Genomic DNA, 19,405 nt, shown 5'->3' with positions numbered 1-19,405 from the left:
AGGCGGCTACGGTACCTCCAGAGCTGAAGAGGAGAGAGGCAGCCCGCTACTGATGATCCGACGTCTCGAGCTCACGCCTGGGGGACCTACCGGGCGTCGTACGCTCGCCGAGGAGGCCGCGGCCGAGCTGCACGAGCTCATCCTGTCCGGCGAACTGCCGAGCGGTACAGCGCTCCGGCTCGAGGAGCTCGCCAAGCGACTCGACATGAGCCAGATGCCGATCCGGGAAGGACTGCGGCGGATGGCGGCGCTCGGTCTGGTCGAGATCGTGCCGCACAAGGGCGCCTGGGTGCGGGAACTGTCGCTGGAGGACCTGCGCGACACCCACGAGACCCGGCTGGCCCTGGAGTCGCTGGCCGTGCGCGCGGCCGCCACCCGGTTCTCGGAGTCGGACGCGTCGACCGCGCGGGCGGCGCTCGCCGAGCACGTCCGGCTGTCGAAGCTGGGCGACAACATCGCCTCCCGGCAGGCGCACACCGAGTTCCACTTCGCGATCTACCGGGCCGGCGGTTCGCGGTGGCTGCCGCGGGCGATCGAGCCGGTCTGGCAGAACAGCGAGCGCTACCGGTTCGGCTCCCGGCAGACCAAGGCCCGGATCGAGCAGACCCGCCGCGAGCACCAGGCGATCCTCGACGCGTGCCTGGCCCACGACGAGGAAGCCGCGGAGACAGCACTGCGCGAACACCTCGAAGGCGCCATGCAGCGGATCACCGAGACGATGGAACGTCGCTCCAAGCAGTGAGCTCCTCGAACCGGTCGGTCTGCCAGCCGGTCGCGTCGAACACCGCCCGCAGCAGCAGGCCGTCGCTGCTCGCTCTGTGCACTCCGAGCAGTTCTGCGAGCGGCCTGCTGCCCAGACCGTCGTAGTACTCGTCCAGTGCCAGCCGCCGTTGCTGCTCCGACGCTCCACCGACCTCCAGCAGTGGCGTGTCACAGCCTTTGACGTGCCCTGACCCGACCTGCTGTCCTGGCGCGAGCTGCTGGACCAGTTGCGCACCCGCACGTACATCCTGCGCTCTGACCCGTGCGCCGAGTGCACGGCAGTCAAGGTGCTGCAGCGCGCGCTGGACACCTTGGGAGACGGCGATGTGGTCCGGGTGACCTGTCAGCCCGTCACTGCCCACGGTGAGGATCAGCTCCGGGTCGACCGCGTCTGCCGCCGCCTGGATCGCTTCGGCGATGTCTTGTGGTGACGCGGCCGCCAACGTGCGTGGGCCGTTGCGGCCGCCGTCGTCGATCCACTGTCCTGCTGCACCGAGCCAGTCCCACTCGTCGATCCCCAGTAGTGCGCAGGACGCGTCCAGATGGTCGGAGGCTCCGTGCAGGCCGGCGGTAGCGACCCGCAGTACGACGTGCCAGCCCTGCTCGTGCAGCACCGAGGTGGCGGCGGCCGTCGCGAATACCTCGTCGTCCGGGTGCGCGTGGACGACGAGCGCCGTACGCATCAATCAGCCAGCCGGGCCGGGAAACCACCGGTGGCGATCGGGCTCCAGCGTTCCGGGGTGATGCGGATCAGGCACTTGCCCTGCTTGACCATCGCCTCGCGGTACTCGTCCCAGTCCGGGTGCTCGCCGGAGATCGCCCGGTAGTAGTCGACCAGCGGCTCCACCGCGTCCGGCAGCTCGATCACCTCGCCGCGACCGTCCACCTGGACCCAGGCGCCGTTCCACTCGTCCGACAGCACGACCACACTGGCCTTGCCGGCGCGCTTCACGTTCGAGCTCTTCGCCCGCTCCGGGTACGACGAGACGACGATCCGCCCCTCGGCGTCCACCCCACCCGACACCGGCGAGGCCTGCACCGACCCGTCCGCCCTGGTGGTCATCAGCAGCATGTGATGCCGCGGCCGCACGAACTCCAGCAACTCGTCGAGCCCGACCTTGGTGTTGGTGGCAATTGTCCTTGGCATGCCTCTCACCCTATGCGCCGACCGCCGTCTCGTGGACCGCGAGCCACTGGAGGCGATCGCCCTGCGGAACCAGTACGGCGGTCACCCGGCGAAGCCCACCGACCGAGTGCCGTTCGAGGTACCTGCACACCACCAGGTCAGGGTGAAGTCCGGGTGGTGTGCGCGGTGGAACGCGTCCAGGAGTTCGGGATCCGCTTCGCTGCCGAGCCAGGTGGCGAGGTTGTCGTGGTGGCGGACGACTTCGGTGTGCAGCTGGTGCATCAGTGTTCCTTGCTCTGCAGGTCTGCCGGGTCGACGAGGTGTTCCAGGTCGTGATCGCTGAGCTGGTTGATGAGGTGCTTGAAGCGCTGGGCCTCCGGGGTCGTGGGGAGCGTTCCGGCCAGGAGGTCGGGGAGGAGCAGCTCGTAGCCGGTGCGGGCGCGTGGTGTGTAGCGGTCGCGGGTACGGGCCACCGCCGAGGACACGCGGATCGCATGCTCGTTGCCCGGAGGTACGCCGGGACGGTCGGTCTCGCGCGCCGCGAACCGGAAGCCGTTCGCCTTGTCGCAACCCGGGCACCCGGAGGCCCCGGTGCCGAGCGTCGAGCCGCAGTCCGGGCAGGTCAGCTGGTTCAGCGCGCCGTCCACGACCCGCCAGTCGAACTCGGAGGTGTCCTGCAGTACGACCTCGGCCAGCTCGCGCGCTTCCGCCGTACCCGGGTCGACGCCGGCGTCCACGCAGAAACTGTCCCAGGCGGCGGCGATACTGTCCTCCACCTGCCGGAGAGCGGCGGTGAACCGAGGGTGATCGACGCGTCGCATGCCCCGGACTCTAGCCAGCGGCGGCCCTGTGGACGACCGGATTGACTTGTTCGAACAGGTGTTCGAACATGGGGGTATGACGGGGAGCAAGGCAGCGGAAGGCCGAGTCACAGCGCTCGACCACGCCCGCCTGCTCCTCGCCAAGGCCAAGGCGCAGAAGGCCGACGCCGATGTTTCCGGGCGGGAGCGGGCGGAGGGACGGCTTGCCCCGGTCGGAGGACCGGTGCCTTCGGTGGCTCGGGTGCAGCAGGCGTTGGACACGGCGGGGGTGGAGCGCGCGCTGCCGACGCATCCGGCGGTGCGGGAGCTGCTGGGCGGGGCGAGCCTGCGTGGCGGTTCGGCGTACTCCGTGCGGGAGAGCGCCGCGCTGGTGATGGCGTTGATGGCCGGGCCGTCCGCGGAGGGCGCCTGGTGCGGTGTCGTCGGGGTGCCGTCGTTCGGGGCCGAGGCGGCGCGCGGGCTCGGCGTGGACCTGGAGCGGCTCGTGCTCGTCCCGGATCCCGGCCGCGAGTGGCTCAGCGTCGTCGCCGCGCTGGTCGACGCGCTGACCGTGGTGGTCGTCCGTCCGCCCGGCGAGGTGACACCGGGGGAGGCGTCCCGGCTCGCCGCGCGGCTGCGGACCCGCGGCGCGATGCTGATCGCGTACGGTTCCTGGCCGGGCAGCGAGGCCCGGTTCGAGATCGAGAGCAACACCTGGAGCGGGCTCGGCGACGGCGAAGGCCTGCTCAGCGCCCGGCTGGCGACGGTCGCGGTGACCGGCCGCCGCGCCGCCGTCCGCGCCCGGCACGACCTCTGGCTGCCCGGCCCCGACGGCACCGTCCGCTCCGCCGAGCCCGCCCGGCTCGCCGGCGCCGGGGACCAGGACGTGTGGACCGAACAGATCGGCGCGGTGGGCTGATGGCGCGGCGGTTGACCCGGACAATGGTGGTGTGGGTGCCGGACTGGCCGGTGGTGGCGGCTGCCGGCGCGGACGGGCGGTCCCCGGACGAGCCGATCGCCGTGCTGGAGAAGGGGAAGGTGCTCGCCACGTCCGCCGCCGCGCGCGCCGAAGGGGTGCGGCGCGGGCAGCGGGCGCGGGACGCTCAGTCGCGGTGCCCGGAGCTGGTCGTGCTGAAGTACGACCCGGTCCTCGACGCGCGCGCGTTCGACCCGGTGATCTCCTGCCTGGAGGCGATCACCCCGGGCGTGCAGGTGATCCGTCCGGGGATGTGCGCGCTGAAGGCCCGCGGCCCGGCGCGGTTCTACGGCGGTGAGGAGGCGGCCGCGGTCAAGCTGCTCGACCGGCTGGAGACGTACGACGTGCAGGGTGGCCGGATCGGGATCGCCGACGGCCCGTTCGCCGCGGAGCAGGCGGCCCGGGTGAGCTCCGCGCGGACCCGGGTGCGGGTGGTGCCGCCGGACGGTTCGCCGGAGTTCCTCGCGCCGTTGCCGGTCGACGTCCTCGAGCAGCCGGCGCTCACGGACCTGCTGCGCCGGCTGGGGTTGCGGTCGCTGGGTGCGTTCGCGCAGCTGCCCGCGACCGAGGTGCTGACCCGGTTCGGTCCGGACGGCGCGTTCGCGCACCGGCTCGCCCGGGGGCGTGACGACCGCCCGGTGACCGGCCGGGAGATCCCGCCGGAGCTCACCCGGACCCTCGACTTCGAGCCGTCCGTCGACCGCGTCGACCAGGTCGCGTTCGCGGTCCGGTCGATCGCCGACGAGCTGATCGTCCGGCTGACCGAGCTCGGGCTGGTGTGTACGACGCTGCGGGTCGAGGTCGGCACCGAGTCCGGCCGGGTGCACGAGCGCGAGTGGCTGCACCCGCGCTGGTTCACCGCGGCCGACGTCGTGGACCGGGTGCGCTGGCAGCTCCAGGGCAGCGGCACGGCGACCAGCGAGCTGACCTCGCCGGTGGTCCGGATCCGGTTGGTCCCGGACCAGGCGGACCCGGTGGGTGCGCATGCCGACGGGTTGTGGGGCGGCGGGCCGGACGAGCGGATCCACCGCGCGCTGTCGCGGGTGCAGAGCATGCTCGGGCACGGCGCGGTCGTGTCGGTGGTGATCGGCGGCGGGCGCGGGTTCGCGGAGCGGCAGACGCTGGTCCCGTGGGGCGACCCGGCGGTCCCGGCGCGGCCTCCGGACCAGCCGTGGCCGGGGGCGATCACCGGGGCGGACCCCGCGCGCTGGCCGACGCTCGCGCCGACCACGATCTTCCCGGAGCCGATCCCGGCGAAGGTGTTCGCCGCCGACGGCACCCAGGTCGCGGTCACCGCCCGCGGCGAGCTGTCCGGCACCCCCACCGCGTTCGCGCTGCACCCGGCCCGCGGCGACCAAGTTGCCGACAGCAACAAGCTGTACCCGATCACCGCCTGGGCCGGCCCCTGGCTGACCGCCGAACGCTGGTGGGACCCCGCCACCGAGTCCCGCCAGGCCCGCTTCCAGTTCCGCACCGCCGACACCCGCGCCTGGCTCTTCACCCTCCACCGAGCCACCTGGAAGGCCCAGGCCACCTATGACTAGAAATCGATGCGCATCACGGTACGGCGGAGCGTCGGGTGGGTGAGCTGGTGGAAGCCGGCTTCCTCGAAGGCCTGGTGGGGGCCGACGTGCAGTTCGCCCCAGGTGATGGTCTTGCCGGGCTGGGTGAGCATCGGGTAGGCCTCCAGGGCCCGGGCGCCGCGGGCGCGGGCGTGCGGGATCGCGGCGCGGGCCAGGTGGTAGGTCAGGCCGCGCCCGCGGAAACCCTTGCGGACGACCAGGCAGGTGACGGCCCAGACGCTCTCGTCGTCCTTGTCCTCGGCGCGGTCCGCCCACGGCACCCGCGAGGTGCGCAGTTTCGGGTACGCCGTGCGCGGCTCGACGGCGACCCACCCGGCCGGCTCGTCGTCGACGTACGCGATCAGCCCGGCCGTCGACGGCGCGTCCGGCGTACCGCAGGCGGTCTGCTCCTGCAGCCGCGTCATCCGCTCGTCCAGTGTCGAGTCCCGCCAGATCCACCCGCGGATCTTGAACCGCTGACACTGGCACTGGCCCGCGTCCGCCGTACCGAACACCGCCTGCAGGTCCTCCCACGGCGCCTCGTTCGCCGGGACGACGGTCACCTGCGACTCCTCGATCACCCGCATGCCGAGCACACTAGGCCCTGTTCCGGACGGCCGCCTTCCGGAACCCCGAGAAGGTTTAGGTTGACCAGATGCACCGCAGCCGAGTGTCCACCTTCCTCATCGACGTCAAGCAGGACGAGGTCGACGACGCCACGACGTTCTGGGCCTCGGCCCTCGGCGTCCGCACCTCGTCGCCCGACGGCGAACCGCAGTTCATCACCCTGCACGACGCCGTCCCCGGATACGTGACCGCCATCCAGTCCGTCGACGACGAGCCCCGCTACCACCTGGACATCGAGACCGACGACGTACCCGCCGAGGTCGCGCGGCTGACCGCCCTCGGCGCGGTCGAGGTCGCGAGCTGGCAGGGCTGTCACACGCTCCGCGCGCCCGGCGGGCATCTGCTGTGCGTGATCCCGGTGCACAGCGACCCGGAGTACTTCCAGCAGCACGCGACCGTCTGGAGCACCGAGTAACCCGCGCCGGCCGGGCTCAGGCGACGGGGACGGGGGGAGGTTCGGCGAGCGCGAAGAGCCGGTCGAACACCGCGACCCGGTCGAACTGCAACGCGTACGCCCGAGCGCGCCGCTCAGCCTCGGCCCGCTGCTCGTGGGTCCAGTCGCACACGACCTCGTCCAGCACGGTCCGCAGCGCGACCGGGTCACGCTGCGGGACCAGCAGGGCCGTGTCACCGACCGCCTCGGGGACCCCGCCGGTCGCGCAGGTGATGATCGGCCCACCACCGGCGAGCGCCTTCTCGACCAGCGCGATCCCGAACGTCTCCACGAACTCCGGCTGCTCGCGGGTCGGCAGCACGAACGCCGCACTCCCCGCCATCAGCCCAGGCTTCTCCGAGTCGTCCACGTCGGTCAGCACCAGCATCCGCTCGCTCAGACCCGCTGCCGCCACCCGCGCCACCACCGCGTCTTCCTGCGGCCCGCGCCCGGCCAGCACCAGCCGCACCCTGGCGGCCGACCGCGACCCCGCGTAGGCGTCGATCAGGTCGTCGACCCCCTTCGCCGAAGCGATCCGGGACAGGAACAGCACGTACCCGTCCCGCGCGAGGCCACGCCGGGCCAGGGTCTCGGCGATCCGGTCGTCGTTGAGCGACAGGTACGGCCAGGAGTCGACCGCCGGATAGGAGATCGCGATCCGCTCCGCGCACTGCTGTGCGAACGTCGTACCGCGCAGACCGTCGAGGGTCGCCGCCGAGGCCACGATGAGGTCCTTGGTGTACTCCGACACCGCCACGCAGTGGTCGGCCGCCAGGTAGACCGACAGGATGTGCGCGGCCGCCCCGAACCGGTCGGTGGCCACGCAGTCGCGCACCACGTTGGTGATGTCCGAGCCCACCGCCTCGGCGATCGTGACGACCCGCGCGGGCCCGATCCGGCGCGCCACCTGGACGGCCTCCTGTACGGCGATCGCGTGCGGGCTGAGGTACAGCGACATCGCCACCGTCGGTACCCCGTCGCTGAACAGCTCGACCAGCCGGCCGACGAGCCCGGCCAGGTGGCGGCCGTCCGGAACCCGGTAGTCGCCGACGGGGCCGGGCCGCTCCACCGTGATGCCGGGGCTGTACGGCAGCACGCGATCGAGCGGTTTCAACGGCAGCCCGGCCGCCTGGAGCGTGTCCAGCGGCCAGGTCACGATCCGTACGTCGTTGAACCCGCGTGTGCGCGCCACCTCGGCGAGGCACCGTGCCTCCCCGGAGTGCCCGCAGATCACCGGGTCGGCGCGGACCACGAGAACCAGGCGCCGGGTGGGTGTGGACTTGTCGTCGGTGATGGTCATGCCTCACCTCCACTAGTGGTTTGCGGGTCGGATGTGGACGGCGGCCTGATCCGGGTGCCCCAGCCCGAGGGCTCGGGGCCGAGCTCGAGGTGCAGGTTGCGGAGGTGCCGCAGTTCCCGGCCGGAGATCCAGGGGCGTTCGAGGGCTTTGCCCTCGACCGCGACGGACTGGACGTAGGACACCGGTCCGCCGGCGTCGACCGGCTCGAATCCTGTGGTGGTGACGGACAGCTCGCCGTCAGGCAGCTGGATGGTGGACTCGGCCACGGCCGGCGCGCTCAGCAGGAACAGGTTCTGGCCGGCCACCGGGAACAGCCCGAGCGTCGCCCACACGTACCAGGCGGACAGCCCGCCGGAGTCGTCGTTGCCGGGCAGCCCGCCCCGGCCGGTGCCGAACTGGTTGGCGATCGCGGCATGCACGACTTCGGCGGTGCGATCCGGTCGTCCGGCGTAGTGGTAGGACCAGGGCGCCTCGTAGTCCGGTTCGTTGTTCAGTCCCTCGAACCGGCACAGGCCGTACCCCGCGTCCAGCTCGGCCGCACTCGGCGCCACCCCCGGCTGGGTGACCGGTGCGGCGTCGTACCCGAAGAACCGGTCGAGCAGCCCGACGAACGCGTCGTCGCCGCCGGCGAGCGCGATCCGGGCGCGCATGTCGTGCAGCAGCCGGAAGGAGTAGTTCCACCGGCCGCCCTCGTAGAACGTCGAGTCGCGCAGCAGGCCGGTGCCCGGGTCGTACGCCGCCCGCCAGCCGTGCGCGAGTTCGCGCAGTTGCTGGGCCAGCGCCCGGTCGCGCACCTTGTGGGCGATCGTCGCGGTGCAGTGGTAGGCGTACGCCAGGTCGAGGGTGTGGCTGATCGGATGCGCCACCCCGTGCACCAGGTAGTCCTCGCCGTACGTCCGGCGCAGGTCCGTCTCCAGGTGCACCATGGCCCAGTCCCAGTCGATACCAGGCAGGTCGAGCCGGCACAGGTCGGCGAGGAAGGTGTGCGCGAGCGCGCTGCCCTGCCGGGAGAACCGGTCGGCGCCCTTGGCCATCCGGTAGCCGATCGGCAGGTTGCCCTCCTGCTCGCAGATCGACAGCATCGCGCCGGCCAGCTCGACCGAACGCTGCGGGAACAGCGTGGTCATCAGCGGCAGCTGGGTGCGGTAGATGTCCCACATGGTGCAGATGTCGAAAGCGTAGGGGCCCTGGGTCGTCCACGACGGGCTCTCGTCCGGGGCGAAGCACGGTTTGACCAGCGAATGGTAGAGCGCGGTGCCGAAGACCGTCGCCTGGTCGCCGGACCCGGTATCGATCGCGACCTTGCCGAGGTGATCGCGCCAGGTGGCCGCCGTGGCGTCGCGCCGCCCGGCGAACGCGACCTGTGTACGGCCGGTGTCTGCGTGCAGGTTGTCGCGCGCCTTCGCACACCCGCGCAGCGAGAACCCGAGCCGCACCTCGACGGTCTGGTCGGCCCTCGCGGGACCCATGAACATCAGCCCGAACGGCCGCAGGGTAGTCGGCCGGATGTAGTCGAAGTCGAGCCGGGTGCCGCCGGGCATCAGCCGCCGGTCGTACCACAGCAGCTGCCGCCAGCCGGGGGCGTCGACCTCCAGGTGCACGGCCAGCGGCACTCCCTCGACGTGGATCTCGCCCTGCGCCACGCCCGGCTCCAGCAGCGCCAGGTGCGCCTTCAGCGGCACGGTCCGGCTGTGCGGGATGGCCAGGCCGCCGGTCGAGGCGTCGACGACGATCCGGGCGGCGTCATCCGCCGGGAAGGTGTAGCGATGCACGGCCGACTTCGGGCCGACCGTCAGCTCGCAGCGCACCCCCGAGCTCAGCGTCGCCGCGTAGTACCCGGGCTCGGCCACCTCGTCGCGTAGGTCCCACGTGGTGCCCAGGTCGTCGAGCGGGCCGAGCATCGGCGTGACCCGGAAGTAGTTGTAGTACTTGCGGATCGCGCCGGTGCCGGACTGCTGGAAATGGGTGAAGCCGGACGCGACCTGCCGGTCGTACAACAGGCCGGGCATGCCCTCGGTGTTGAAGTCGTACAACCCGTAGCCGGTCGGGTAGGCCCCGGAGTACGCGCAGGCCGACACCATACCGAAGGGGTGCGTGGCGCCCGGGTGCGTGTTGCCGACCTGCGGCTTGGGCCACCACCACGTCGCGGCCAGGCCCTTGGGCGTGGGCAGGTCGGTGGCGCCGGTCCCGATGAACGGGTCGACGTACTCGTACATCCGGCATCACCGCCTCGCGGCCGACGTGGGCTCCCAAAGTAAGAAGCGCAGGTTTCAGCTGCGTGACCGGAGGAGACGGACACGTTACGTCGCTGCGAACGGATAGGCCCGCAGCAGAAAGCGGTGATCGGGCCGGAAGCCGCGGCTACGCTCCGAGCCATGACTGAACTCGCGGCGACGTTCAAGCAGCAGGCGGTGGCGGAGGCGTACCGGCATCGGCCGCCGTACCCCGACGAGGTGTTCGACCGGCTGGTCGAGTTGATCACGGACGAGCCGCGGCGGGTGCTCGACATCGGCGCCGGTGAGGGCGCGATCGCCCGCCCGCTCGCGCCGCGGGTCGAGCACGTCGACGCGATCGACTTCTCGGCGCCGATGGTCGAGGCGGGCCGGCAGCGCCCGGGCGGCGACCACCCGAACCTCAGCTGGCAGGTGAACCCGATCGAGACCGCCGACCTCGACGGCCCGTACGCGTTGGTGACCGCCGGCGCGAGCATCCACTGGATGCCGTGGGAGGAGACGTTCGCGCGGATCGTCCCGCACCTGACGCCGAACGCGCAGCTCGTCGTCATCGAGCACGGCCCGGTCGACGAGCCGTGGTCGGCCGACCTCGTCGCGGTGATCGAACGGCACTCGCGCAAGCAGAACCACGACCCGAAGTTCAGCGTCGTCGACGCGATCCGGGAGCGCGGCCTGCTCGACCTCACCGGTACGGCGCGGACCGCCCGCGTCACGCACCGGCAGACGGTCGCCGACTACATCGAGAGGCTGCACTCGACGTCGAGCCTCGCCCGCGACCTGATGCCTGCCGACGAGGCCGCGGCGTTTGACGCCGGTGTGACGGCGGCGCTCGCGCCCTACGCGAAGGACGGCGTACTCGACCTCACCATCGAGGCCGAGCTCAGCTGGGGGCGCCCGAAGGTCCCGAGCTAGCGGCGCGCGACAGCAGGTACCGCTGTTCCGGAATGCTCTGCGTGAGTCGCGCGGCGAGCTCGTAGGCCTGCCGCGCGGCCGCCTCGTCGCCGGACAGTTCGAGCAGGTGGGCACGCACGGCCGCCACCCGGTGGTGTTTCCGTAGCGCCGGATCCACCGCGTCGAGCAGCTTCAGCCCCGCGGCCGGGCCGTGCACCATCGCGACCGCGACGATCCGGTTCAGCGTCACCATCGGCCCGGGCGCGATCGACTCGAGCAGTTCGTACAGCATCAGGATCTGGCGCCAGTCCGTGGCCTCGGCGTCCGCCGCCGCGTCGTGCACGGCCGCGATCGCGGCCTGCAACTGGTACCTCCCGACCGGCGCCGACCGCAACGTCGCCTCGATCAACTGGGTGCCCTCGGCAATCGCCCGCGCGTCCCACAAGGACCGGTCCTGCTCCGGCAACGGCACCAGCGCGCCGTCCGCCGTGGCCCGCGCCGGGCGCCGCGCGTCGGTCAGCAGCATCAGCGCCAGCAGCCCGGCCACCTCGCCCTCGGCCGGCAGTTGCGCGTACAGCAGCCGCGTCAGCCGGATCGCCTCCGCGCTCAGCTCGACCCGATGCAGCGCGGGACCGGACGACGCCGTGTAGCCCTCGTTGAAGATCAGGTACAGCACCTCCAGGACGGCGGCCAGGCGCTCGGGCTGCTCGGCCGCCGGCGGCATCGCGAACCGCGCGCCCTGCAGCTTCGCCTTCGCCCGGCTGATCCGCTGCCCGATCGTTGCCTCGGGCACCAGAAACGCGCGGGCGATCTCGCCGGTCGTCAACCCGCCGACCGCGCGCAGCGTGAGCGCCACCTGCGACTGCTGCGTCAGCGCCGGATGACAGCACAGCATCAGCAGGGTCAGCGAGTCGTCCTCGGCCGGCGCGGGCTCCGGGCGAGTCCACGCCGCGACCGTCTCCTCGCGCCGCGTGCGGGCCGCCTCGTTCCGCAGTACCTCGATCCGGCGCCGCGACGCGACCGTGATCAGCCAACCGCGCGGATTCTCCGGTACGCCGTCCCGCGGCCACTGCTGCGCCGCGGCGAGCAGGGCCTCCTGTACGGCGTCCTCGCACGCGTCGAAGTCGCCGTACCGCCGGACCAGCGCGCCCAGCACCTGCGGCGCCTGCTCGCGGAGCAACTCCTCGAGCATCACATGAACGCGCCGAGGTCCCGCACCGGACGGACCTCGACGACGCTGAACGGCGCCTCCGGGATCTGCGCGACGATCTGCACCGCCCGGTCCATCGACGCGCAGTCGAGCAGGTAGAAGCCGGCCAGCTGTTCCTTCACCTCGGCGAACGGCCCGTCCGTGGTCTGCGGCTTGCCGTCGCGGACCAGCACCTGCTTCGTCAGCGCCGGGTCGTCGAGCGATTCCGACGCGACGAGCTCACCGTGTTCGGCCAGCGCTTCGTGCAGAGCGGCGTACCCCGCCATGCCTTCCTGCTTCTGCTCGTCGCTGAGCGAGTCCCACACCGCACGCGACTCCGGGTTGCCGTAGATCAGCACGAGGAACTTCATCTGCACACTGTAAGCATCACCAGGGGGTCTCGATCGGGTCACTGGTTCGCAGCGGGCGTAGCGGGCGGCCGCGAGTCACGTTCTGGTATCAGGGGACTGGTGTCACAGGAATGGCGGGGCCTGCCCCGGGACGGCCGGACGTAAACCTGTCGACGCTCCCCAGTACAGTTACGACGGTATCCAGGGTGGAGAGAGGGAGGGGTCGCGTGCCGGACTTGGAAGTGTCCGACCGGGTGTGGACGATCCCGAACGCGCTCAGCTTCCTGCGGTTGCTGGGGGTGCCGCTCTTCCTGTGGCTGATCCTCGGTCCCGAGGAGGACGGCTGGGCGCTGCTCGTGCTGGCCGTCTCCGGGTTCACCGACTGGGCCGACGGCCAGATCGCCCGCCGGATGAACCAGACCACCCGGCTCGGGCAGATGCTCGACCCGGTGGCCGACCGGCTGTACATCTTCGCGACCGTCCTCGGGCTCGCGCTGCGCGACATCATCCCGTGGTGGCTGGCGATCGCGCTGCCGCTGCGGGACGTCCTGCTGACGCTGACGCTGCCGGCCTTGCATCGCCGCGGCTTCAACGCGCTGCCCGTGCACTTCCTCGGCAAGTCCGCGACCTTCTGCCTGCTGTACGCGTTCCCGCTGCTGCTGCTCGGTGACGGCGAGACCACCCTCAACCTGCTCGCCCGCGTCTTCGGTTGGGCGTTCGCGATCTGGGGCACCGGGCTGTACTACTGGGCCGGCGCGCTGTACTTCGCCCAGCTGCGGCACCTGGTCCAGACGGTGAAACCGATCAAGGACTCGGCCGGGTGACCCAGCAAGCCCCGCAGGCCCCACAGACGCCTCCGGCACCGAAGCCGCGACGCGTCGACGCGTCCATGTCGTTGCTGAACAACCTGATGGCGCACCCGATCGACGAGGGGTACGCCGTCGCCGCCCGGACCCGGTCGAAGCAGGGCGGCAAGCAGACCCGGTCGCGGCACCGGGTGCTGCTGACGGTCGCGGCCGCCGTGCTCGGCTTCCTGCTCGCGGTCGCCGCCGCGCAGAACTACCGCAGCGCCCCGGAGGCGGAGAAGCAGCGCAACGAGCTGATCACCCGCATCGAGCAGGCCGACACCCGGCTGGGCGAGCTCCGCAGCCACCAGACCCGGCTCGCCGACGAGGTCCGCCGGCTGCAGGCGAGCGGACTGAGCAACGACAGCGCCGGCGCGGCCCTGCAGCAGAAGCTCGACGACCTGGAGCTGCAGACCGGTGCGATCGCAGTCACCGGGCCGGGGATCAAGGCCGTCCTCGACGACGCGAAGGACGCGGACTCCAAGGAAGGGCGACTGCTCGACGTCGACCTGCAGCAGCTGGTCAACGGCCTCTGGACCTCCGGCGCGGAGGCGATCTCGGTGAACGGCCACCGGCTCACGTCGCTGACCGCGATCCGCGGCGCCGGCAGTGCCATCACCGTCGACTACAGTTCGCTGACTCCGCCGTACACGGTGCTCGCGATCGGGGACACCGCCACCATGCCGGCCCGGTTCGCGCAGAGCTCGGGCGGGCGGTGGGTGCAGTACCTGGTCAGCAACTTCGGTGTCCGGATGACGATCACGACGGAGGAATCCTTGCTGGTGCCGGCCGATGCGACGATCGCGTTGCGCTACGCGAAGGTGAGAACGAGATGATCGCCGTACTCGGTCTGGTGATCGGCGTCGTCGTCGGCCTGCTGGTCGCGCCCGACGTCCCGGACTGGGCGCAGCCCTACCTGCCGATCGCGGTGGTGGCGGCGCTGGACGCGGTGTTCGGCGCGCTGCGGGCGTTCCTGGACGGGATCTTCGACGACAAGGTGTTCGTCGTGTCGTTCGTGTCCAACGTGCTGATCGCGGCGCTGATCGTGTACCTGGGCGACCAGCTCGGCGTCGGGTCGCAGCTGTCCACCGGGGTCGTGGTCGTCCTCGGCATCCGTATCTTCACCAACATGGCGGCGATCCGCCGGCACATCTTCCGGGCCTGATCATGAGCGACGACACACCGGACACCCCCGAGCAGCCCGACAAGGCAGCAGACAAAGCAGCAGACAAGGCGGCAGACAAGGCTGCCGACAAGGCGGCGCGGCCCGCCGAGGCGCCGCAGCCGGAGAAGCCGACCCCGATGCCGAAGCCGCGGACGCCGAACCTGGCGCTCCGGCGCCTGAAGGCCGGGTTCAAGCCGTCCCGCGGCCAGGCGATCGTCGCGGTCGTGCTCGCGCTGGTCGCCTGTGTCGCGGTCGTCCAGGTCCGGGTGAACCGCGCCGACGACGGCTACCAGAACGCCCGCCGCGAGGACCTGATCGCGATCCTCGACGGCCTCGGCCAGAACACCCGCCGCCTGGAGAGCGAGATCGCCGACCTCGAGGAGCGGAAGAACTCGCTGTCCTCGAGCGCCGACAAGGCGCAGACCGCCCGCGAGCAGGCCGAGGCGCAGATCCGCACGCTCGGCATCCTGGCCGGCACCATGCCGGCGGTCGGCCCGGGGGTGCGGATCACGCTGAACGACCCGCAGGGCAAGATGACCTCGAGCAACCTGCTGGACGCGATCGAGGAGCTGCGCGACGCCGGCGCCGAGGCCATCCAGATCAACGGGACGGTGCGGGTGGTGGCCAGCACCGACTTCGTGGACAACGCCCCGGGCATCGGGATCGACGGCCAGAAGGTGTCCTCGCCGTACGTCATCGAGGCGATCGGGGAGTCCCACAACCTCGCCGAGGCGGCCAACTTCCCGGGCGGCCTGGTGAGCGAGGTGACCGGTCCGCAGGTGGGCGGAACGGCCGAGGTGACCGAGCTCGAGAGCGTCTCGATCACCGCCTTGCACGCGCCGGAGGAGCATCGTTACGCTCGCCCGGCGCCCAGCCCCACCAAGTAGCGCAAGCACCCTGAGACCCAGTCCGAACCCCCAGCTGTCCTTGAGCGAAAGAGGAACGAAGGTGTACCCCGAAGACCTGAAGTACACGGCCGAGCACGAGTGGGTGAAAGCCGGCGAGGACGGACCGGTGCGGGTCGGCATCACCGACTTCGCGCAGGACCAGCTCGGTGACATCGTGTACGTGCAGCTGCCCGACGTCGGCAGCGCGGTGCGGGCCGGCGACGCCTGCGGGGAGCTGGAGTCGACGAAGAGCGTGAGCGACCTGTTCGCCCCGGTGAGCGGCACCGTGACCGCCGTCAACGAGGCGCTCGCGGACCAGCCGGAGCTGATCAACACCGACCCGTACGGCGAGGGCTGGCTGATCGACATCGACGTCGAGGACACCGCCGAGGTGGCCGCGCTGATGGACGCCGACGCCTACCAGGGCCAGCTCGACCAGAACTGATAGCGTTACCGGCCTCAACCGCTGGTCGAGGGTTGAGGCCCATGTCCACACTGTTAACACGGGGTCTATCGAAGACGTCGCCGGACCGCCGGCGATCGGGAGGATCACAGCATGCCGTTCTGCAACCAGTGCGGGCACGAGAACTCCGAGGGCAGCAGGTTCTGCTCGCAGTGCGGAGCGATGCTGCCTGGCGCGGACCGCCCGGCGGCCACTCCGGCGGCACCGCCCGGACGGACGCAGCAGACGCCCGGTGTCACCGACACCGCGATGCTGACGCCGATCGGCGCCGAGCCGGAACCGGAGCAGACCGGTGAGCCGCTGACCGCCGACGACGAGGCCGCCGTCGGCGCGCTGCCGGCCGGGTCCGCCCTGCTGATCGTCCAACGCGGGCCGAACGCGGGCAGCCGGTTCCTGCTCGACGTCGACGTGGTGACCGCCGGCCGGCACCCGGACAGCGACATCTTCCTCGACGACGTGACGGTGTCGCGCCGGCACGCGGAGTTCCGCCGGGACGCGTACGGCGTGAAGGTGCGCGACGTCGGCAGCCTGAACGGGACGTACGTGAACCGCGACCGGATCGACGAGGTCCAGCTGAACAACGGCGACGAGGTCCAGATCGGCAAGTACCGGCTGGTGTACTACGCCAGTGGCCAAGCCTGATCCGAGCGCCGAGGGGCCGGCCGGCGGCCGCGGCATCGGAGAGGTGCTGCAGCTCCTGCAGGCCGAGTTCGCCGACGTCACGATCTCGAAGATCCGCTTCCTGGAGGCCGAGGGGCTGGTGACCCCGGCCCGGACGGCGTCCGGGTACCGCAAGTTCAGCGCGGCCGACGTCGAGCGGCTGCGCTACGTGCTGACCGCGCAACGCGACCAGTACCTGCCGCTGAAGGTGATCAAGGAACATCTCGGTGCGATCGACCGCGGGCTGCGGCCTGCCGCCGCGGGCCCGCCGGTCGCGCCCAGTTCGTTGCCGCAGACCCCGGGCCAGCCGGTCGCCGAAGACTTCGGTGCCGCGGGCACCGAGCTGCGGCTGACCCGGGACGAGCTGCGGACCGCTGCCGGCGTACCGGCCGAGCTGCTCGACGAGCTGGAGAGCCACGGCCTGGTGGTGGCCAGCGGCAACCACTACGGCGGCGACGCGATCGTGATCGCGCAGGTTGCGGCCGAGTTGGCGGCGTACGGGATCGAGCCGCGGCATCTCCGGGCGTTCCGTACGGCGGCCGACCGGGAAGTTGGCCTGATCGAGCAGGTGACCGGCCCGCGCCGCACCGAGCAGACCGCGGAGCTGGCCGCGCTGACCGTCCGCCTGCACACCGCGCTGGTCCGCTCCCGGCTGCCACGCTGAAACCCGGCCGGACCGGTGTCCGGGGTGGGACGGTGGGACTGCCGGAGCATTGACTGCGGAGTAGGCTGAAGGTGTGCGCGAAGTCGACGTGGTCGGAGTCCGGGTGGAGATGCCCTCGAGTCAGCCGATCGTGCTGCTCCGGGAGGTCGGAGGTGAGCGGTACCTGCCGATCTGGATCGGTGCGGCCGAGGCGAGTGCGATCGCTTTCGCCCAGCAGGGCATGGAGCCGCCCCGGCCGCTGACCCACGACCTGTTCGCCGAGACCATCCGGGTGCTCGGGCACACGCTCAGCCAGGTCCGGATCGTGAACCTGACCGACGGCGTGTTCGAGGCGATCCTGGTGTTCGACGACAAGACCGAGATCTCGGCGCGGCCGTCGGACTCGATCGCGATCGCGCTGCGCACCGGGACACCGGTGTTCTGCGCGGAGGAGATCCTCGCCGAGGCCGGGATCCCGGTCCCGGAGAGCGAGACCGACGACGCCGACGAGGTGCAGGAGGAAGAGGAGGTCGAGCGGTTCCGGGAGTTCCTGGACCAGGTGACCCCGGAGGACTTCGACAAGAGCTGACCGGCCGGTCCGGCGTAAGCTGCAAGTGCGGTCAGGTAACGATTCGTACGACGGTCGCGACACGCTCCCGGCTCGGTGCGGTTGTCGTTGACCCGGTTCGGGCGGCGGCTTACCGTGAAGGAGTCGTGGGGTGGTGTCACTCCACGGAGATGACTCGTTCCAGTCGGTATCCAGGGAGGCTCAGGCGTGACACGCACCGGGGACACGGATCTGACGGCGCAGTCGACGTCCGACGCGCACGCCGAGGCCGTGGCAGCCGCTACTGCCACCGCCGGCGTCCAGGGTCTGCTGTTCGACGACGACCTGCGGCCGATGCCGGAGGACGTCGGGTTCCGCGGTCCGACGGCCTGCGCCGCGGCCGGGATCACCTACCGGCAGCTCGACTACTGGGCCCGCACCGGTCTGGTCTCCCCGTCGGTCCGGCCGGCGACCGGCTCCGGGACGCAGCGGTTGTACGGTTTCCGTGACGTCCTGTTGCTGAAAGTGATCAAGCGGCTGCTGGACGCCGGGATCTCACTGCAGCAGATCCGGACCGCGATCGCGCACCTGAGCAAGCGCGGCTTCGACGACCTGACCCAGATCACGCTGATGAGCGACGGCGCGTCGGTGTACATGTGCACCTCGCCGGACGAGGTCATCGATCTGCTGGCCGGCGGCCAGGGCGTGTTCGGGATCGCGCTCGGCGGCGTCTGGCGTGAGGTCGAGGGTTCGCTGTCCGAGCTGCCCACCGAGCGCGCCGACGGCCACGGCGAGGACGAGTCCGAGCCGCACGCCAGCGACGAGCTCGCGGCGCGCCGCCGCGCGCGGATGACCGGCTGACCGAGCTTCTCCCTGTGCGCCCACTCACTGCCGACTCGCTCCGTGGTGTGTGGGCGACGCTTTTGCTGCCGCTGAACGCCGACGACTCGATCGACTGGGCGCGGCTGCAGGCACAGGCCGACACGCTCAGCGCCACCTCCGTCCACGGGCTGTACGCGCACGGCACGGCCGGGGAGTTCCAGACGCTGACCGAGGACGAGTTCGACCGGGTCAACGAAGTACTCGCCGCGACCGGGAAACCGTTCCAGATCGGTGCCAGTCATCCGTCGGCCCAGGTACAGCTGTCCCGTGTCGAGCGGGCGGCGAACCTCGCGCCCGGCGCGATCCAGGTGATCGCCCCGGACTGGTTGCCATTGAATCCGTCCGAGCTGCTGGCGTTCCTCCGGCGGGTGGCTGAGGCAGCCGGCGAGGTACCGCTCGTGTTGTACAACCCGCCACATGCGAAGACGGCTGTCACGCCGCGGCACTTGTACGAGCTGGCGCGAGCCGTGCCGAGCCTGATCGGGCTGAAGACCGCCGGCGGTGACAAGGCGTGGTTCGACGAGGCCACGCGGTCGGGGCTGGCGATCTTCGTGCCGGGACACTTCCTGGCGAGTATGTCGTCACTCGGCGCGCACGGCAGCTACTCGAACGTGGCGGCGCTCTCGCCGAACGGTGCCGTCGCGTACGCCGCCGACCTGGACGTCGAGCGCCGGATCGCCGAGTTCTTCGCCGCGCATGTCGTACCGATGCAGAAGGCCGGCCTGTCGAATCCGGCGCTGGACAAGTTCCTCGCCGCGGTGGGGGACTGGGCCGACGTCGGCACCCGGGTGCGGTGGCCGATGCAGTCGGCGACCGCGGAGCAGGTGGCGGCGGCGCGGCCGGCCGCCCGGGGGCTGCTGCCCGAACTGTTCCCGGATTCCTGGTAGCCTCGGGACAGCCGTACACAACACTCGGGAGAGTCCCGTGTCACGGGCGCCGAAGGGGCAATTCCTCCCCGGAACCTCTCAGGCCCATGGACCGAGTGTCACAGGCGACTCTGGAGCGCACGTTGTCGAAAGAGGCACCGCGCGTGACAGAGGGGGAGGCCACCGCAGCGACAGTC

24 protein-coding genes and 1 riboswitch are annotated in these 19,405 nt (G+C 71.3%); of the genes, 15 read left to right on the top strand and 9 right to left on the bottom strand.

Features of this window, described 5'->3' with window-relative positions:
* Positions 1 to 52 precede the first annotated feature (52 nt).
* Positions 53 to 742: a GntR family transcriptional regulator gene (locus ABN611_RS36105; RefSeq protein WP_350276784.1), complete on the top strand. Its 690-nt coding sequence runs from the start codon at positions 53 to 55 to the stop codon at positions 740 to 742.
* Here the strand turns inward: ABN611_RS36105 and ABN611_RS36100 are convergent.
* The 4 genes from ABN611_RS36100 to ABN611_RS36085 form a co-directional block, all read right to left on the bottom strand.
* A complete protein-coding gene (locus ABN611_RS36100) occupies positions 708 to 1,445 on the bottom strand; it encodes a PIG-L family deacetylase (protein ID WP_350276783.1) in 738 nt (245 codons plus the stop codon). The genes ABN611_RS36105 and ABN611_RS36100 overlap by 35 nt on opposite strands.
* Entirely contained in the window at positions 1,445 to 1,909 is a 465-nt protein-coding gene (locus ABN611_RS36095) for a PPOX class F420-dependent oxidoreductase (protein WP_350276782.1), read from the bottom strand. The genes ABN611_RS36100 and ABN611_RS36095 overlap by 1 nt, the downstream gene beginning before the upstream one ends.
* 81 nt (positions 1,910 to 1,990) lie before the next feature.
* Positions 1,991 to 2,170 (bottom strand): hypothetical protein, encoded by a 180-nt coding sequence (locus tag ABN611_RS36090; protein ID WP_350276781.1) that lies wholly within the window; start codon positions 2,168 to 2,170, stop codon positions 1,991 to 1,993.
* Positions 2,170 to 2,709 carry a hypothetical protein gene (locus ABN611_RS36085; protein ID WP_350276780.1) on the bottom strand — a complete coding sequence of 180 codons (540 nt, stop codon included), beginning with the start codon at positions 2,707 to 2,709 and terminating at the stop codon, positions 2,170 to 2,172. Before ABN611_RS36085 ends, ABN611_RS36090 begins: the two co-directional genes overlap by 1 nt.
* Positions 2,710 to 2,785: 76 nt before the next feature.
* Here ABN611_RS36085 and ABN611_RS36080 point away from each other — a divergent pair, with 76 nt between their 5' ends.
* Both ABN611_RS36080 and ABN611_RS36075 read left to right on the top strand, forming a co-directional pair.
* The gene (locus ABN611_RS36080; RefSeq protein WP_350276779.1) at positions 2,786 to 3,607 is read left to right on the top strand and encodes a hypothetical protein; all 822 of its coding nucleotides are present in this window, start codon (positions 2,786 to 2,788) and stop codon (positions 3,605 to 3,607) included.
* The gene (locus ABN611_RS36075; protein ID WP_350276778.1) at positions 3,607 to 5,208 is read left to right on the top strand and encodes a DNA polymerase Y family protein; all 1,602 of its coding nucleotides are present in this window, start codon (positions 3,607 to 3,609) and stop codon (positions 5,206 to 5,208) included. Before ABN611_RS36080 ends, ABN611_RS36075 begins: the two co-directional genes overlap by 1 nt.
* On the opposite strand, the gene ABN611_RS36070 is transcribed toward ABN611_RS36075, so the two are convergent.
* Positions 5,205 to 5,813, bottom strand: coding sequence for a GNAT family N-acetyltransferase (locus tag ABN611_RS36070; RefSeq protein ID WP_350276777.1), 609 nt, complete (start codon positions 5,811 to 5,813; stop codon positions 5,205 to 5,207). The two genes, ABN611_RS36075 and ABN611_RS36070, sit on opposite strands and share 4 nt — an antisense overlap.
* 68 nt (positions 5,814 to 5,881) lie before the next feature.
* On the opposite strand from ABN611_RS36070, the gene ABN611_RS36065 reads away from it, so the two are divergent.
* Positions 5,882 to 6,268, top strand: coding sequence for a VOC family protein (locus ABN611_RS36065; protein WP_350276776.1), 387 nt, complete (start codon positions 5,882 to 5,884; stop codon positions 6,266 to 6,268).
* 16 nt (positions 6,269 to 6,284) lie between these two features.
* On the opposite strand, the gene ABN611_RS36060 is transcribed toward ABN611_RS36065, so the two are convergent.
* A complete protein-coding gene (locus ABN611_RS36060; RefSeq protein ID WP_350276775.1) occupies positions 6,285 to 7,586 on the bottom strand; it encodes a glycosyltransferase in 1,302 nt (433 codons plus the stop codon).
* A complete protein-coding gene (locus ABN611_RS36055; RefSeq protein ID WP_350276774.1) occupies positions 7,583 to 9,802 on the bottom strand; it encodes a glycoside hydrolase domain-containing protein in 2,220 nt (739 codons plus the stop codon). Before ABN611_RS36055 ends, ABN611_RS36060 begins: the two co-directional genes overlap by 4 nt.
* 159 nt (positions 9,803 to 9,961) lie before the next feature.
* On the opposite strand from ABN611_RS36055, the gene ABN611_RS36050 reads away from it, so the two are divergent.
* A complete protein-coding gene (locus ABN611_RS36050; protein ID WP_350276773.1) occupies positions 9,962 to 10,732 on the top strand; it encodes a class I SAM-dependent methyltransferase in 771 nt (256 codons plus the stop codon).
* Here ABN611_RS36050 and ABN611_RS36045 read toward each other — a convergent pair.
* Entirely contained in the window at positions 10,701 to 11,903 is a 1,203-nt protein-coding gene (locus ABN611_RS36045; RefSeq protein WP_350276772.1) for a sigma-70 family RNA polymerase sigma factor, read from the bottom strand. The genes ABN611_RS36050 and ABN611_RS36045 overlap by 32 nt on opposite strands.
* Positions 11,903 to 12,271 carry a YciI family protein gene (locus ABN611_RS36040; protein WP_350276771.1) on the bottom strand — a complete coding sequence of 123 codons (369 nt, stop codon included), beginning with the start codon at positions 12,269 to 12,271 and terminating at the stop codon, positions 11,903 to 11,905. The genes ABN611_RS36045 and ABN611_RS36040 overlap by 1 nt, the downstream gene beginning before the upstream one ends.
* Positions 12,272 to 12,477: 206 nt before the next feature.
* Between ABN611_RS36040 and ABN611_RS36035 the strand changes: the two genes are divergently transcribed.
* The 10 genes from ABN611_RS36035 (at position 12,478) to ABN611_RS35990 (ending at position 19,229) form a co-directional block, all read left to right on the top strand.
* Positions 12,478 to 13,074: a CDP-alcohol phosphatidyltransferase family protein gene (locus ABN611_RS36035; RefSeq protein ID WP_350276770.1), complete on the top strand. Its 597-nt coding sequence runs from the start codon at positions 12,478 to 12,480 to the stop codon at positions 13,072 to 13,074.
* The gene (locus tag ABN611_RS36030) at positions 13,071 to 13,931 is read left to right on the top strand and encodes a DUF881 domain-containing protein (protein ID WP_350276769.1); all 861 of its coding nucleotides are present in this window, start codon (positions 13,071 to 13,073) and stop codon (positions 13,929 to 13,931) included. The genes ABN611_RS36035 and ABN611_RS36030 overlap by 4 nt, the downstream gene beginning before the upstream one ends.
* Entirely contained in the window at positions 13,928 to 14,260 is a 333-nt protein-coding gene (locus ABN611_RS36025) for a small basic family protein (RefSeq protein WP_130379362.1), read from the top strand. The genes ABN611_RS36030 and ABN611_RS36025 overlap by 4 nt, the downstream gene beginning before the upstream one ends.
* Before the next feature lie 2 nt (positions 14,261 to 14,262).
* Positions 14,263 to 15,147, top strand: a complete 885-nt coding sequence (locus ABN611_RS36020) for a DUF881 domain-containing protein (RefSeq protein WP_350276768.1) — start codon at positions 14,263 to 14,265, stop codon at positions 15,145 to 15,147.
* Between the two features lie 61 nt (positions 15,148 to 15,208).
* Positions 15,209 to 15,592: a glycine cleavage system protein GcvH gene (gene gcvH / locus ABN611_RS36015; RefSeq protein ID WP_350276767.1), complete on the top strand. Its 384-nt coding sequence runs from the start codon at positions 15,209 to 15,211 to the stop codon at positions 15,590 to 15,592.
* A gap of 111 nt (positions 15,593 to 15,703) precedes the next feature.
* Positions 15,704 to 16,252 carry an FHA domain-containing protein gene (locus ABN611_RS36010; protein ID WP_350276766.1) on the top strand — a complete coding sequence of 183 codons (549 nt, stop codon included), beginning with the start codon at positions 15,704 to 15,706 and terminating at the stop codon, positions 16,250 to 16,252.
* Positions 16,239 to 16,934 (top strand): MerR family transcriptional regulator, encoded by a 696-nt coding sequence (locus tag ABN611_RS36005; RefSeq protein ID WP_350276765.1) that lies wholly within the window; start codon positions 16,239 to 16,241, stop codon positions 16,932 to 16,934. The genes ABN611_RS36010 and ABN611_RS36005 overlap by 14 nt, the downstream gene beginning before the upstream one ends.
* Positions 16,935 to 17,007: 73 nt before the next feature.
* A complete protein-coding gene (locus tag ABN611_RS36000) occupies positions 17,008 to 17,502 on the top strand; it encodes a bifunctional nuclease family protein (RefSeq protein WP_350276764.1) in 495 nt (164 codons plus the stop codon).
* A gap of 312 nt (positions 17,503 to 17,814) precedes the next feature.
* Positions 17,815 to 18,321 carry a MerR family transcriptional regulator gene (locus tag ABN611_RS35995; RefSeq protein WP_238351358.1) on the top strand — a complete coding sequence of 169 codons (507 nt, stop codon included), beginning with the start codon at positions 17,815 to 17,817 and terminating at the stop codon, positions 18,319 to 18,321.
* A 14-nt stretch (positions 18,322 to 18,335) separates the two neighbouring features.
* On the top strand, positions 18,336 to 19,229 hold the full coding sequence (locus ABN611_RS35990) for a dihydrodipicolinate synthase family protein (protein WP_350276763.1): 894 nt from the start codon (positions 18,336 to 18,338) through the stop codon (positions 19,227 to 19,229).
* Between the two features lie 15 nt (positions 19,230 to 19,244).
* Positions 19,245 to 19,333: riboswitch (glycine riboswitch) on the top strand.
* The last annotated feature ends 72 nt before the right edge of the window (positions 19,334 to 19,405 follow it).

It is taken from the genome of Kribbella sp. HUAS MG21 (assembly GCF_040254265.1).
Taxonomy (GTDB): Bacteria; Actinomycetota; Actinomycetes; order Propionibacteriales; family Kribbellaceae; genus Kribbella.
This window is presented reverse-complemented; position numbering and strand designations above follow the sequence as displayed.